The organism is Phenylobacterium conjunctum (assembly GCF_042679085.1).
GTDB lineage: Bacteria > Pseudomonadota > Alphaproteobacteria > Caulobacterales > Caulobacteraceae > Phenylobacterium > Phenylobacterium conjunctum.
The window spans coordinates 70994-85376 of sequence record NZ_JBHTLQ010000001.1; the positions used below are offsets into that span (position 1 = coordinate 70994).

Genomic DNA, 14383 nt, shown 5'->3' on the forward strand with positions numbered 1-14383 from the left:
CTCCCGTTTTGCGAAAGGCGTAGCCGCCGTTCCGTGGCGACAGGGAAGGGGTCAGGCGGCGGTGTAGCCGCCATCGATCACCAGTTCCGCCCCGGTCATGAAGCTTGACTCGTCCGAGGCCAGGAAGACGATCCCGTCGGCGATCTCGCGCGGCACGCCCAGCCGGCCCAGCGCATGGCGCGAAATGATCATGTCGCGCATCTCGTTGGCGTTCTCGACGTCGCGCAGGGCCCCGGCGACCATCGGGGTTTCGATGAAGCCGGGATGGACCGAGTTCACCCGAACGCCGAAGGGCGCGAGCTCCAGGGCCGTGGCCTTGCTCAACAGGGCGACGCCGCCCTTGGAGGCGCAATAGGCCGGCGCGCCGGGGGAGCCGACCTTCCCCAGGATCGAGGACAGGTTGATGATCGAGCCCCGGCCGGCCTCGACCATCACCGGGGCGGCGGCCTTCATGCCCAGGAAGACCCCGTCGAGATTGATGTCCATGAGTTGGCGCCAGGCCTCGAAGGTGGTCTCCAGCAGCGGGCCGCCGCCGGCGACGCCCGCATTGTTGACCAGCACGTCGAGCCGCCCGAAGGCCTTCAGGGTTTCGGCGACCACCTCGGCCCAGCGCGCCTGGTCGGCGACGTTCTGGGTCAGGAACAGGGCCTTGCCGCCCGCGTCGGCGATGCCGTCAGCGACCGCCTGGCCGGCGTCGGCGGAGATGTCGGTCAGCACCACGGCCGCGCCCTCGCGCGCCAGCCGCCGGGCGGTTTCCGCGCCCAGGCCGGACCCTGCCCCCGTCACCAGGGCCACCTTGCCCTCGACCCGTCCCGCCATGTCGCTCTCCCTGATGCGCCGCCGTCTGGAGCGGTCGTTGTCCGGACCCTAGCGGGGCGGCGCGCGCGCCGGAAGCATTGACGCAACGTGCAGCCCGTGGCCCCTGGCGATCAAAGAGATCGGGAGGATCGCATGGCCGCCGTCAATCGCTACTGGACCCTGTCGGGCAAGCCGATCGGCGGCTGGCCGGAGGCCGACACCTTTGAACTGCGCGAAGGCCCGATGCCAACGCCCGGGGAAGGCCAGGCCCTGACCCGGACGATCTACGTCTCCCTCGACCCCTATCAGTGGGCCTACAAGCGGCGCGGAACCGAGGCGCCGGGCGCGCCCTGCCATGCGCGGACGGTCTCGCAGGTCGTCGAGAGTCGCATTCCGGGGCTCAGCCCCGGCGACTTCGTGTTCAACACCAATGGCTGGTCGGAATACGCCCTCATGGGCGAGGGCGTGCCGCGCCCCGGCTACATGGTCCCGCGCAAGCTCGATCCGGCCAAGGGTAAGATCTCTCAAGCCGTGGGCGTGTTGGGGATGCTGGGCCTGACGGCCTATGCCGGCATGGTGGTCCAGTGCGGGGCCAAGGCCGGCGACACGGTGGTGGTGACGGCGGCCTCCGGCGGGGTGGGCCAGATCGCGGGCCAGCTGGCCAAGCTGCGCGGCGCTCGCGTGGTCGGCGTCGCCGGCAAGCCGGACAAGTGCCGGTTCGTCACCGAGACCCTGGGCTTCGACGCCTGTGTCTCGCACCTGTCGCCGACGCTGGCCCAGGACCTGGCGGCGGCCTGTCCCGACGGCGTCGACGTCTATTTCGAGAATGTCGGCGGCCCGTCCTTCGAGGCGGTGCTACCGCTGTTCAAGCCGGGTGCGCGGATGACCATCTGCGGCCTGATCAGCACCTATGGCGATGCGCCGGGCGAGGACCCGCGGGCCATGGAGGCGCGGCGGGCCGGCGAGCGCGGGGTCACGGTCACTGACCTATTTGTCGGCGACTATGTGGACAGCCACCACGCGGCCATGCTGGCCGAACTCGGCCCCGCCGTGGCGGACGGGCGGGTGAAGTACCTGGAGGATATCCGGGAAGGCCTGGAGACCATCCCCCAGGCCTTCGCCGAGATGCTGAAGGGCGGCAACTTCGGCAAGATGCTGGTCCGCATCGCCGAGGATCCGACCTAGAGCTTGGAGCGTGATGGCCGCCGAAACCGCCGTCCACTTTCGGCTATCACACTCCTGGATTAGTCGCCGAAGCCGACGAACACGGTAGCTTCTTCCACGGACTTGCGCTCGGAGACCACGGCGTTGGCCGGGAAGCTGTCGTCCGGCCAGCCCAGGGCGACGGCCTTCATGATCACCTGGTCCTCGGCGATGCCGGCGTGTTCGCGCACCACTGGGGACTGCATGATGCCCTGGCTGTTGATCACGCAGCCCAGGCCCCGCGACCAGGCCGCGTTGACCAGGGCGGTGGTGACCGCGCCGCAGTCGAAGGGCGTGTCGTCGGAGCCGTCCAGCACCCGGTCGTAGGTGATGATCACACAAACCGGCGCGTCGAACTGGCGGAAGCCCCGCAGCACCCAGTCCTGACGGCCGGCCTTGTCGTCGCGCTCGATGCCCATGGCGCCGAACAGCTGCTTGGCGACGCCCACCTGGCGGTCGCGGTGCTTGCCTTCGAAGGCGCCGCCGGTGCGGAACTCGCGGGAGTGGGGGATGCCGGCCAGGTTGCGCTCGGTGTTGCCGGCCCGGATGCGGTCCAGCGGCTCGCCGGTGACCACATAGAAGTTCCAGGGTTGGGTGTTCATCGAGGAGGGGGCGCGCATGGCGAGCTCGATGATTTCCTCGATCAGCTTGCGCGGCACGGGATCGGGCTTGTAGCCGCGAATGCTGCGCCGGCCCTTGATCACCTCGTCGTACTTCATGCCGTCCTCCCCTCTCATGTTGTCGTCAGGCCTGGCGTTGCGCCACGGCGGCCACATTGATTGTTCCCACCGGCCCCATCTCGTCATGCAGCCAGCACTCGCCCACGGCGACACCGGCCAGGGCGTGGTGGCGAACCATGTCGAAGCCCAGCCACTCGGTGGCCGGCAGACGGTGCATGTAGACCGTGAAGTCGGTGTTCACATAGTCGATGCTGCCCAGGCTGGAATGGGCCATGGGGCTGGCGAAATCGGCGGCGAGCGCCACGCGGGTGAAGGGCGTGTGCGCCTGGCCCTCGACCAGCGGCCGGGTCTCGCGCACCCAGGCCTGGCGGGCCTCGAAGGGCGACAGCGGCCCCAGCACTGGCGGGTTGGCGGCGGAGGAGGGCGCGTCGCCCTCGCCGGCCAGGCGCCGACGCGGCGTGTCGTGAGCTTCGCGGCGGTCGGCGGGGATCGGGCGGATCTCCCAGTGGCCGCGGTCCGGTTGCGGCAGGAGGTCGTGGGGCGAGGGGACCCGCCAGCTCGGCGACTGTGGGGTGGGGCTGTCCGGGTTCTCGGTCTCGCGCAGGTACAGGCAGTTGGCGCGGGCCACCACGTCGCCGTCGGCGATCAGCTGGGCCTCGGCCAGCAGCAGGCGGCGGCCCTGGCGGATGATCTGGGTGGCGACCTGCAACGGCGCCTTGGGAGCCATCTTGATCAGGTCGACGCAGAGCCGGGCGGGCACGAGATCAGAGGCGCCATAGGCCCGCTCCAGGCCAAGGCCCAGGAGACCGCCCACGAAGCGGCCGCCCAGGGTGTTCGGCCGCCAGTAGCCGCCCGCCGCCTCGGTCGGCACGAAGCGGTCGCCGTCCTCAATGAAGAAGGCGGTCGTTGAGACCGTCCCGAACCCGTCGCCCAAAATTCCAACCCCGACCCAGGTCGCCGTCGCGGCGACGCAACGGCTCCTAGAGGTCCGTCCCCACGTCACGCAAGTCCGGCGTGGGGCGCCGTGGCGTCACGATTGATCTCGCGCCCCCAATTGGCCGAAGTGGCGAAAAGCTTCGAGGAGACGCCCCATGACCTTCCCCCTGCCCAATGTTTCCACCGACCTGACGGGCCAGGTGGCCCTGGTCACCGGCGCCTCGTCAGGCCTGGGCCTGCGCTTCGCCAAGGTGCTGGCCAAGTGCGGCGCCAAGGTCGCCATCGCCGCCCGCCGGGTGGAGCGCCTGGAGGCCCTGGCCGCCGAGATCCGCGCCGAGGGCGGCGTCGCCTTCCCCGTGGCCCTGGACGTCACCAACACCGAGCAGCTGAAGACGGTGGTGCCCAAGGTCGAGGCCGAGCTGGGCCTCGTCACCATCCTGGTCAACAACGCCGGCATTCCCGACGCCCAGCGGGCGGTGAAGATGTCGGTCGAGCTGATCGACCAGGTGCTCGATATCAATGTCCGCGCGCCCTTCATCCTGTCCTGCGAGGTGGCCCGCCGGCTGATCGAGGAGAAGTCCCCGGGCCGGATCGTCAACATCGCCTCGGTGGCGGCCTATGACTATGCCGGCGGCGGGGCTGCGCTCTACTCGGTGACCAAGGCCGCGGTGGTCCGCGCCACGGAGGCGCTAGCGGTGGAATGGGCTCGGAACAACATCAACGTCACCGGCATCGCGCCCGGCGCTTTCCAGTCCGAGATGATGGACGGGATGCTGGAGCGGGTGGGCGACATCTCCAAGGGCATGCCGCGCCAGCGGATCTGCGATCCGGCCATGCTGGACTCGACCCTTCTGTTCCTGGTCTCGCCCGCCTCGGTGGCGGTGACCGGCACGGTCATCAAGGTCGACGACGGCCAGGGCCGTCGCTGAGCCCTACTTCACCACCAGATCGGTGTCGGCGACCCCGGCGTTCGGGGTCGTCGCGTCCGTCGCGATGATCCGCAGCCTGTAGGCGCCCGGCGCGAGCGGTGTGGGCGTCGGGGCCGCGAACTCGCTCTTGGTCCCGGCATAGGCCAGGGGGAAGCGCACCGGCTCGGCGCCCTTGCGGGTCAGTTCGGCGCTGACCGTGTAATTGGCGGCGTCCCACAGGCCCTTGGGCTCGATGGGGCAGCCGCACATCAGGGCCACCTTGGCGTGGACCATCGCCTTGCGGTCCGCGCCGACGACCGCTGACGGCTCGACGATCAGGCCGGGGAAGCTCAGCACCCAGCCGTCGCCCTCGATGTTGCGGCCGGGCAGGACCCAGAGGGTCGAGCTCGCCTCCATGCCCGCCGGGGCGCGGACGACTGCACGCACCAGGGTGGGCTCGGTGATGTCGAGCTGGGCGGTGAACCTGGCGGTGTCGGCGTCCGCCAGGGGCGCGTTGCGCGCCGCGGGCTGGACCATCAGCTTGGGCGTGTCGCCGGTGGCGCCTTCGATCTTGCCGCTCGCCAGGGTCTTGCCGGTGCGGGCGTCGGTCAGGGTCACCTGGGCGCCGCCCACGTGGGTTCCGATGAACTTGGCGTCAAGGGCGCGCGCTCGGACGACGACGGTCGTCGGCTGGGCCTGGGCGGCGCCGGCGGCGAGGGCCGCAGCGAGGCTGAGAGCGAACAGGTAAGGGCGCATGGGCGTTCCGATCCGGCAAGAAGGTGTGGCTCGATCCTAGCTGACCTGGCGCGCCGGACCACTGTGGCGCGGTTGCAGCGGGATCAGGGCGCAGCCTCGGCGGCGATCCTCACCGCATCGGCGGCCGGCACGCCCAGCATCGCCAGCTGCAGTTCCGCGAAGCGGGCCGAAATCGAGGCCGGCGCTCCGTTCAGGCGCTGCGCCAGGGCCGCCAGGGTCAAGGCGCCCAGGGCGTCCAGCAGGGGCTGGTCCACGGTGGCCTGGAACCAGCCCTGGGCGACGCCCAGATCGACGTCGGCGCGGATGAACTGGGTGATACGGCCCCGCAGCTCGCCATTGGCCGCCACCGCCTGGGCGAGCAGGCGACCCCACTCGCGGTGGGCGGCGGCCTCTTCCACGAAGCGGCGGGTGGCGTAGGCAACCCGAGTCCGGGCGTCGGCGCCGCCGGGCAGGGTCTGGGCCATGCGCTCGGCGGTGATCTCGGCCATGCCCAGGGCGACGCCGTGGGCGATGTCCTCCCGGTCGCGGAAGTAGCTGTAGAATGTGCCGTTGGCGACCCCCGCCGCCTTGGCGATGTCGAAGGCGGTGGCGACGCCGAATCCGTCGCGGGCGAATAGGGTGACGGCGGCGTCCAGCAGGCGGGCGCGGGTGCGCTCGGCCTTGCCTGCCGCAGCCGCGCGCGCGGCGAACACCCCCTCGATCGACAAGGCTCCATCCATGGCCCGACTGTGCCTTGCGATGGCTGAATTGACAATAATCTCAAAAATGAGAATTATCTCAATTCTGAGCCCCAAGGAGGACGCCATGGCGCAACCTGCTCCTGATCTCCAGCCCTCCGCCGCCCACCGGCCGGGCGGCTGGCTGGCCGCCTATTGGCGCCCGGAGGTCGCGCCCCTGTCGCCGCGGGTGCAGGCCGCCCTGGCGGCGGGCCCGCGTCCCGCCGAGCTGTTCCTGAGCTCGGCCCAGGCGCCGGCCCTGATGGAGGATGGCTATGGCCCCGTCGAGACCGGCTGGACCTGGACGCGGGGCCAGGGCGTCCGGGTCAATTGCCTGACCCCGATGCCAGGGGTGACGCCGGCCATGTGGGACTGGTGGTTCGCCTGGCACGGCGCAGATTCCGACCGCTACAAGCTGTGGCATCCCCGCGCCCACCTGGCGGTCGGCTGGGCCGATGGCGGTGACGCGCGCGGCGGCTATGTGGGCCGCACCTCGCGGGTGGTGGAGTATCTGGGCGCGAGCCGGATGCGGTTCGCCATCAGCTTTGAGCCGCCTGCGGCCTTTGGCCTGGATCCGGCGCTGCTGGCGCGCAAGGGCCAGGTGGCGGTCTGCGCGCGCGCCGGGCTGGACGGTTCGGGCTTCACCTCGGGCGCGATGATCCACCAGCTTCGTCCCACCGCGGACGGCTGCGAGATGCGCTCCCGGTTCTGGATGCTGGGCGACGACCTGAGGCTGGGCGGCCTGCGACGGCCCCTGACACGGCTGATCCCGCCGCGGCCGCAGGAGGCCGAGGCCCTGCTGGTCCATTGCGCTGAGGAGATGGGGCATCTGGCGGGCATCCTGCCGGCGCTCTACGCCGAATTCGGAGCCGACCAATGATCCGCGACGGCAAGCCGGGCCGCAGCTTCGCCCGAGGCGAGGCGGGCTATGAACGGGCGCTGTTCGGAACCAGCTTCAACGGCCGTGATCCCGGACGGCGGCCCGAACGCATTGTCCAGGCCAACACCGCCGCCGACGTCATCGCGGCGGTCAAGGCGGCGCAGGCGCAGGGCCTGAAGATCACGGTCTGCTCCGGCGGCCACAACTGGGCCCAGAACCACATCCGCGACGGCGTCCTGATGCTGGACCTGTCGCGGCTGAACACGATCCAGATCGACCGCGCCGCCATGACCGCGCGCATAGGGCCGGGCTGCGAAGGCGCGGAGCTGAACCGCAGGCTCGCCCGCAGGGGCCTGTTCTTCCCGACGCCGCACGCGCCGGATGTCGGCATGGGCGGCTTCCTCCTGCAGGGCGGGTTCGGCTGGGGAAGCCGCGCCTTCGGCATGGCCTGTGAGAATGTGCTGGGCGTGGACGTGGTGCTGGCCGACGGCTCCCTGGTGCAGGCTGATGCGCAGACCCATCCAGACCTCTACTGGGCCGCGCGAGGCTCGGGCCTGGGGTTTTTCGGCGTGGTGGTCGCCTTCCACCTGAAGCTCCACAAGCGGCCGAGGGCCATCGGCATCGCCAGCCAGGTGTTCGGCCTGGAGCACCTGGACGAGGTCTATCGCTGGCTGGACGCGATCGGTCCGTCGGTCTCGCGCCAGGTCGAGCTGCAGATGCTGATGACGCCCAGGCCGATGTTTCTCAACCGGCCGGGCCTGGAAGTGATCGCGCCGGTGCTGGCGGACAGCTGGCGCGCGGCGCGGGAGGCGGTCGCCTTCCTCAAGACAAGCCCGCTGCGGTCAAAGGCCGTGGTGACGACGCCGCTGCTGCCCCTGTCGCTGGACGTGATGCAGAAGGGCGCCGCGCGGACGCATTTTCCGGACGGCATGCGCTGGTGCGTCGACAACATGTGGACCGACGCGCCCATCGATGACCTGCTGCCGGGCCTGCGCGCCATCGCCGCCGACATGCCGCCGGAACCGAGCCACGTGCTGTGGCTGGACTGGCGGGCGGCGGGCGAGCGGCCGGACATGGCGTTCTCGATGGAGGCCCAGCGCTATCTCGCCCTCTATGGCGAATGGCGGAACCCGGCGGACGATGGCCGTTATCTGGACTGGGCCACCCGGCACATGCGGGCCATGGCGCCCCTGGGCGTTGGCTCCCAACTGGCGGACGAGAACCTGGCGAGGCGTCCGGCCAAGGTGCTGGCGGACGCCAACCTGAAGCGCCTAGAGGCCCTGCGGGAGCGCTACGATCCGCAGGGCCTCATCGGCGGCTGGCCTGGAGGCGAGGCCTAGGCGCCGGCCGCTAGAAGCGGTCGGCGTTCATCACCTTCGTCCAGGCGGCCACGAAGTCTCGGACGAAGCGTTCGGCGGCGTCGTCCTGGGCGTAGACCTCGGCATAGGCCCGCAGGATCGAGTTGGAGCCGAACACCAGGTCGACCCGCGTGGCCGTCCACCGCACCGCGCCGGTCTTGCGATCGACGATGTCGTAGAGGTTCCGGCCCTTCGGGACCCAGCGATAGGCCATGTCCGTCAGGCCGACGAAGAAGTCGGGGCTGAGCGCGCCGACCCTGTCGGTAAAGACGCCGTGGGCCGCGCCGCCGTGATTGGCGCCGATCACCCGCAGCCCGCCGACCAGGGCGGTCATCTGCGGCGCGGTCAGGCCCATCAGCTGGGCCCGGTCGAGCAGCAGCTCCTCCGGCTGGACGGCGTAAGACTCCTTCAGCCAGTTGCGGAACCCGTCAGCGAGCGGCTCCAGCACCGAGAAGCTCTCGGCGTCGGTCTGCTCCGCCGTCGCGTCGCCGCGGCCGGGCAGGAACGGAACCTCGACCTCGACCCCGGCGGCGCGGGCCGCCTGTTCGACGCCCAGATTGCCGGCCAGCACGATCAGGTCGGCGACGCTGGCGCCAGTCTCAGCCGCGATAGGCTCCAGCACTGACAGCACGCGGGCCAGGCGCTCGGGCTCGTTACCGGCCCAGGCGTTCTGCGGGGCCAGCCGGATGCGGGCGCCGTTCGCCCCGCCCCGGTGGTCGGACTGGCGATAGGTGCGCGCGCTGTCCCAGGCCGTGGCGACCATGTCGGCGACCGAGAGGCCGGAGGCCGCGATCTTCGCCTTGGCGGCGGCGACGTCGTAGTCGCTGCGCCCCGCCGGGATCGGGTCTTGCCAGATCAGGTCTTCCGCCGGCACGTCCGGGCCGAAGTAGCGGGCCTTGGGGCCCATGTCGCGGTGGGTCAGCTTGAACCAGGCCCGGGCGAAGGTCTCCGAGAAGTAGGCCTGGTCCTGGGCGAACCGCTCCGAGATGGCGCGGTAGGCCGGATCGACCTTCAGGGCCATGTCCGCGTCGGTCATCACCGGCATGCAGCGGATGGAGGGGTCCTCCACGTCCACCGGCATGTCCTCCGGCTTGATGCCGATGGGGCGGTACTGGTGGGCGCCGGCCGGCGAGGTGGTCAGCTCCCAGTCGTAGCCGAACAGCAGCTGGAAGTAGCCGCTGTCCCAGCGGGTGGGATGGGTGGTCCAGGCGCCCTCGACGCCGGAGGTGACGGCGTCGCGGCCGATCCCGCGGCTGGTGTTGTTGATCCAGCCCAGGCCCTGTTCCTCGATCCCGGCGCCTTCCGGGGCGGGGCCCAGGCGTGAGGCGTCGCCGGCCCCGTGCGCCTTGCCGACCGTGTGGCCGCCGGCGGTGAGGGCGACGGTCTCCTCGTCGTTCATGGCCATCCGCGCAAAGGTCTCGCGCATCTGGGCGGCGGTCTTCAGCGGGTCGGGCCGGCCGTTCACCCCTTCGGGGTTCACATAGATCAGGCCCATCTGCACCGCGGCCAGAGGGTTCTCCAGGGTCTGCGGCTTGGCGACGTCCTCATAGCGGCTGTCGGAGGGGCCGACCCATTCCTGCTCGGCGCCCCAGTAGACGTCCTTCTCCGGATGCCAGATGTCCTCGCGGCCGAAAGAGAAGCCGAAGGTCTTCAGGCCCATGGTCTCATAGGCGATCGTGCCGGCCAGGATCATCAGGTCGGCCCAGCTGATCTTGTTTCCGTACTTCTTCTTGATCGGCCACAGCAGGCGCCGCGCCTTGTCGAGGTTGCCGTTGTCCGGCCAGGAGTTCAGAGGCGCGAAGCGGATATTGCCCGTGCCTGCGCCGCCGCGGCCGTCCGCCGTGCGGTAGGAGCCGGCCGAGTGCCAGGCCATGCGGATCATCAGGCCGCCATAGTGACCCCAGTCCGCCGGCCACCAGTCCTGGCTGTCGGTCATCAGGGCGCGGACGTCGGCCTTCAGGGCCTCGACGTCCAGGGTCTTGAGCGCTTCGCGATAGCTGACGCCGGGCAGGGGATTGGTCTTGGTGTCGTGCTGGCTGAGAATGTCGAGGTTCAGCGTCTTGGGCCACCAGGCCGTGACGCTGGCGCCGGCGGTGGTGTTTCCGCCGTGCATCACCGGACATTTGCCGGTCGGGGTTCCGTTGTTTCCGTCCATCTCATCCTCCAGGGACCGCTTCGGGTCGGGCGGGAGGGCCACCGCGAAGCTCCGAAGCTTCGCGATGGTTATCCGTGGAGATGGCTGAGATAAAATCGATAGTTTTATCGATTTGGATCGTAAAAACCTATGGGCCTCAGCCCATGGGGTAGAGGATCTCCTTGGAGACCTTATTGATGGCGTCCAGCACGTCCTGGCCGAGCGTCAGGTCCGTGGCGGCCAGGATGTCGTCCATCTGGTCCTCGCGGGTGGCGCCGACGATGGTGGAGGCCACGAAGTCGTGCTGCTTGGACCAGGCGGTGGCCAGGGTCACCGGCGCCATGCCGGCCTCGGCGGCGATGGCCATGTAGCGCTCAGTGGCCGCCAGGGACTTCTCGTTGACGAACCGACGGGCCATGACGGTGTGGCGGCCGCCCAGGTTGATGTAGCTGGAGAATCGCGCGCCCTCAGGCGTCGCGCCGCCCTGGTACTTGCCCGACAGCACGCCGCCGCCCAGGGGCGAATAGGGGATCAGGCTCACGCCTTCCTGGCGGCAGGCCTGGGCCAGCTCGTCCTCGAAGCGGCGGTTGTTGAGGCTGAAATTGTTCTGGATGGTCTGGTAGCGGGCGGTGCCCAGCCGCTCGGCCACGGCCACCGACTTGGTCAAGCCCCAGGTGGTTTCGTTGGAGCAGCCGATGATCCGCACCTTGCCGGCCTGGATCAACTCGTCGAGGGCCAGCATGGTCTCGTCATAGGCGACCCCATGGTCCGGCCAGTGGGTCTGGTAGAGGTCGATATAGTCGGTGCCCAGGCGCTTCAGGCTGGCTTCCACGGCGTTGACGATGTTGTGGCGGTCGAGGGCGGTCATGGCCGAGCGCTGGGCCGACTTGATCCAGCCGTGGCTGGGGCCCGAGACCTTGGTGGCGATGATAAGGGCGTCACGGCTCTTGGTCTTCATCCAACGCCCAAGGATCTCCTCGGTGCGGCCGGCCCACTTCGGATCCGGCGGGACGGGATAGTTCTCGGCCGTGTCGTAGAAATTGATGCCGGCGTCGAACGCGCGGTCGAGGATGCGGAACGAGGTCGCCTCGTCGGCGGAGGACCCGAAGGTCATCGTGCCCATGCAGATGTCGGAGACGACGATGGCGCTCTTGCCCAGACGCTTGTGGCCCATGGAATGCTCTTCTTCGCTTCAAATGGCGCGACGCCATCGGGGGCGCCGCCGGATCAAAATGGTGCGGCGAAGGTATCGGCTGGAATCCGCTGGATAGGCAATCGCTGACAGGCCCTGATCGGCATGACGTTCCGGCGCCTAGGGACTCTACTTAGTTGTTGGCTGTATAGTATGTGTCCTAGAAGTTGGGCGAGGACGCGCCACGAAACCATAAACGGGAGGACCGGGCATGACCCTGGCCACTGAACTCGCGCAAGCGATCGTCGACCCCAGGAGCTATTCGCAGCGCGAAATCGTCGATGCGGCCTTCAAGAAGATCCGGGCCGAGGCGCCCCTGGATGTGGCCGAGCTTGAGGGGATGGATCCCTTCTGGGTGGTCAGCCGCGCCGCCGACATCAAGGAGGTCGAGCGCCAGGCCGACATCTTCCACAACGGCGACAAGTCCACCTTCCTGTCGAACCGGGAGGGCGAGGCCAAGATCAAGCTGTTGACCGGCGGCGACCCCAACATGATCCGCAGCCTGGTGTCCGTGGACGGCCAGGAGCACCGCGACCTGCGCGGCATCGTCTTCCCGCACGTCCTGCCGCGCGCCCTGCGCCCGCTGGAAGAAGACATCCGCGACATCGCCCGCGAGTTCGTCGACCTGATGCTGAGCCATGACGGCAAGTGCGACTTCGCCACCGACGTCGCCTTCCTCTACCCCTTGCGCGTGATCATGACCGTGCTGGGCGTGCCGAAGGAGGACGAGGCCTTCATGCTCAAGCTGACCCAGGAGCTGTTCAACAACGCCGACCCCGAACTGAACCGGGCCGGCGCCGAGCAGACCCCGGAGGAGGCGCTGAAGTCGCTGTGGGAAACCGCGATGGAGCTGGAGAACTACTTCCAGGCGGTGACCGAGAAGTTCCGGGCCAATCCCACGACCCACATCAACAGCCTGATCGCCAACGCCAAGATCAATGGCGAATACCTGAACCACCGCCAGATGATGGGCTACTACATCATCGCCGCCACCGCCGGCCACGACACCACCAGCAACACCACGGCCGGCGCCATGTGGGCCCTGGCCGAGCGGCCTCACCTGCTCAAGCAGATGCAGGACAAGCCTGAGCTGTTGAACGGCTTCGTCGAGGAGAGCATCCGCTGGGAGACGCCGGTGAAGCACTTCATGCGCTCAGCGGTGAGCGACACCGAGATTGGCGGCAAGGCGATCAAGGCCGGCGACTGGCTGATGCTGGCCTATCAATCGGGCAACCGCGACGAGAGCGTCTGGAGCGACCCCTTCGAGTTCCGCATCGACCGTGACCCGAACCCGCACGTGGCCTTCGGCTATGGCGTCCACGTCTGCCTGGGCCAGCACCTGGCACGGCTGGAGATGAAGATCCTCTGGGAAGAGCTGTTCAAGCGGATCAAGGCCGTCGAGATGGACGGCAAGGGCGAGCGGACGATCTCCAACTTCGTCTGCGGTCCCAAGCACGTCCCCATCCGCTTCACCGCGCAATAGGAGGCGGCCATGGCGGACGGCACACGCAAGTGGCGCTGCAAGAACTGCGGCTGGATCTATGACGAGGCCAAGGGGATTCCCGACCAGGGCGTCCCGCCTGGCACCCGCCTCGAGGACCTGCCGGAGGAATGGTACTGCCCCGACTGCGGCAGCGAGAAGGACGACTTCGAACTGCTTGGGTGAAGATCAAGGGCCCGCCGGAGACGCTCCGGCGGGCCTCTTGCTTCAGGACTCCGCCAGGGTCGGGAAGTCGATGTAGCCCTTGGCGCCGCCGCCGTAATAGGTCTTGCGATCCGCATCGACGATGGGGGCGTCGAGCTTCAGGCGCTCCACGAGGTCCGGATTGCCGATGAAGGCGCGGCCGAAGGCGACCATGTCGGCGGTGTTGTCGGCGCGGGCCTGCAGGGCCATGTCGCGGTCGTACATGTTGTTGGCGACGGTGACGCCCTTGAAGAGCTTGCGCAGCTTGCTGAGGTCGAAGCTCGGCTCGGCCTCGCGGGAGATGCCGGTGTCGCCCTCCACGAGGTCCAGCCAGCCCACGCCCAGGGCGTTCAGCTGCTCGACGATGTAGGTGAACAGCGGCTCGGGGTTCGAATCCCAGGCGTTGTAGGCGTGGCCGATGGGCGCCAGGCGCACCATCACCCGCTCGCCGCCCCAGACCTCGACCAGGGCGGTCAGGATTTCCACCATCAGCCGGGCGCGGTTCTCGATGGAGCCGCCATAGCGGTCGGTCCGCTTGTTGGTCATGTCGCGGACGAAGGCGTCGATCAGGTAGGAGTGGGCGCCGTGTAGTTCGACCCCGTCGAAGCCGGCCGCCTTGGCGCGCTCGGCCGCCGAGCGGAAGTTGGCGATCACGCCGGCGATCTCGTCCAACTCCAGGGCGCGGGCCATGTCGTAGGGCTTGAAGCCGCCGTCGGCGAAGACCAGGCCCTCCTGCTGCATGGCGCTGGGGGCGACGGGGGCGGCGCGCTCCGGGTGAAGGCTGGAGTGGCTGAGCCGGCCGGCGTGCCACAGCTGACAGAAGATCAGGCCGCCTTTGGCGTGCACCGCGTCGGTGACCTCTTTCCAGGGGGCGACATGGCTGTCGTCCCAAAGGCCGGGGGTGAAGGCGCCGCCGCGGCCTTCGGGGACCACCGCGGTGGCCTCGGTGATCAGGAGGCCCGCCGAGGCGCGCTGGGCGTAGTAGATGGCCTGGAGTTCGCCGACCCGGCCCTCCATGTCCGCCCGCGTCCGGGTGACCGGCGACAGGGCGATGCGGTTCTGCAGCTTGAGCCCGTTGAGCTCACAAGGGTCAAACAGGTCCGTCATGGTGCGCCTCCCGCAGCGTTGTTTGGAACAG

The 14383-nt window shown here is 69.1% G+C and carries 14 protein-coding genes; 6 read left to right on the plus strand and 8 right to left on the minus strand.

Annotated elements, in window-relative coordinates; translation table 11 throughout:
• Positions 1-51: 51 nt before the first annotated feature.
• On the minus strand, positions 52-819 hold the full coding sequence (locus tag ACFQ27_RS00340; protein ID WP_374345642.1) for an SDR family NAD(P)-dependent oxidoreductase: 768 nt from the start codon (positions 817-819) through the stop codon (positions 52-54).
• Between the two features lie 132 nt (positions 820-951).
• Here ACFQ27_RS00340 and ACFQ27_RS00345 point away from each other — a divergent pair, with 132 nt between their 5' ends.
• Positions 952-1983, plus strand: a complete 1032-nt coding sequence (locus ACFQ27_RS00345; RefSeq protein WP_377351955.1) for an NADP-dependent oxidoreductase — start codon at positions 952-954, stop codon at positions 1981-1983.
• Between the two features lie 59 nt (positions 1984-2042).
• Here ACFQ27_RS00345 and ACFQ27_RS00350 read toward each other — a convergent pair whose 3' ends face one another.
• Together ACFQ27_RS00350 and ACFQ27_RS00355 are read right to left on the minus strand one after the other, a co-directional pair.
• Positions 2043-2720: a nitroreductase gene (locus ACFQ27_RS00350; RefSeq protein WP_377351956.1), complete on the minus strand. Its 678-nt coding sequence runs from the start codon at positions 2718-2720 to the stop codon at positions 2043-2045.
• 25 nt (positions 2721-2745) lie between these two features.
• Entirely contained in the window at positions 2746-3615 is an 870-nt protein-coding gene (locus tag ACFQ27_RS00355; RefSeq protein WP_377351957.1) for a thioesterase family protein, read from the minus strand.
• Between the two features lie 157 nt (positions 3616-3772).
• Here ACFQ27_RS00355 and ACFQ27_RS00360 point away from each other — a divergent pair, with 157 nt between their 5' ends.
• The gene (locus tag ACFQ27_RS00360) at positions 3773-4546 is read left to right on the plus strand and encodes an SDR family NAD(P)-dependent oxidoreductase (protein WP_377351958.1); all 774 of its coding nucleotides are present in this window, start codon (positions 3773-3775) and stop codon (positions 4544-4546) included.
• A 3-nt stretch (positions 4547-4549) separates the two neighbouring features.
• Here the strand turns inward: ACFQ27_RS00360 and ACFQ27_RS00365 are convergent, their stop codons facing one another.
• A complete protein-coding gene (locus tag ACFQ27_RS00365; protein ID WP_377351959.1) occupies positions 4550-5281 on the minus strand; it encodes a hypothetical protein in 732 nt (243 codons plus the stop codon).
• An 83-nt stretch (positions 5282-5364) separates the two neighbouring features.
• Positions 5365-5988 (minus strand): TetR/AcrR family transcriptional regulator, encoded by a 624-nt coding sequence (locus ACFQ27_RS00370; RefSeq protein ID WP_377351960.1) that lies wholly within the window; start codon positions 5986-5988, stop codon positions 5365-5367.
• A gap of 97 nt (positions 5989-6085) precedes the next feature.
• Here ACFQ27_RS00370 and ACFQ27_RS00375 point away from each other — a divergent pair, with 97 nt between their 5' ends.
• Together ACFQ27_RS00375 and ACFQ27_RS00380 are read left to right on the plus strand one after the other, a co-directional pair.
• Entirely contained in the window at positions 6086-6877 is a 792-nt protein-coding gene (locus ACFQ27_RS00375) for a DAPG hydrolase family protein (protein WP_377351961.1), read from the plus strand.
• Complete coding sequence (locus ACFQ27_RS00380) at positions 6874-8217, plus strand: FAD-binding oxidoreductase (protein ID WP_377351962.1); 1344 nt, start codon at positions 6874-6876, stop codon at positions 8215-8217. The genes ACFQ27_RS00375 and ACFQ27_RS00380 overlap by 4 nt, the downstream gene beginning before the upstream one ends.
• Positions 8218-8227: 10 nt before the next feature.
• On the opposite strand, the gene katG is transcribed toward ACFQ27_RS00380, so the two are convergent.
• Together katG and ACFQ27_RS00390 are read right to left on the minus strand one after the other, a co-directional pair.
• Positions 8228-10390, minus strand: a complete 2163-nt coding sequence (gene katG / locus ACFQ27_RS00385) for a catalase/peroxidase HPI (RefSeq protein WP_377352028.1) — start codon at positions 10388-10390, stop codon at positions 8228-8230.
• 136 nt (positions 10391-10526) lie between these two features.
• On the minus strand, positions 10527-11543 hold the full coding sequence (locus tag ACFQ27_RS00390; RefSeq protein ID WP_377351963.1) for an aldo/keto reductase: 1017 nt from the start codon (positions 11541-11543) through the stop codon (positions 10527-10529).
• Between the two features lie 229 nt (positions 11544-11772).
• Between ACFQ27_RS00390 and ACFQ27_RS00395 the strand changes: the two genes are divergently transcribed.
• Both ACFQ27_RS00395 and ACFQ27_RS00400 read left to right on the plus strand, forming a co-directional pair.
• Entirely contained in the window at positions 11773-13044 is a 1272-nt protein-coding gene (locus tag ACFQ27_RS00395; protein ID WP_374345633.1) for a cytochrome P450, read from the plus strand.
• A gap of 9 nt (positions 13045-13053) precedes the next feature.
• Positions 13054-13227, plus strand: coding sequence for a rubredoxin (locus ACFQ27_RS00400; RefSeq protein WP_374345632.1), 174 nt, complete (start codon positions 13054-13056; stop codon positions 13225-13227).
• A 42-nt stretch (positions 13228-13269) separates the two neighbouring features.
• Here ACFQ27_RS00400 and ACFQ27_RS00405 read toward each other — a convergent pair whose 3' ends face one another.
• Positions 13270-14352 (minus strand): alkene reductase, encoded by a 1083-nt coding sequence (locus tag ACFQ27_RS00405; RefSeq protein ID WP_377351964.1) that lies wholly within the window; start codon positions 14350-14352, stop codon positions 13270-13272.
• Between the last annotated feature and the right edge of the window lie 31 nt (positions 14353-14383).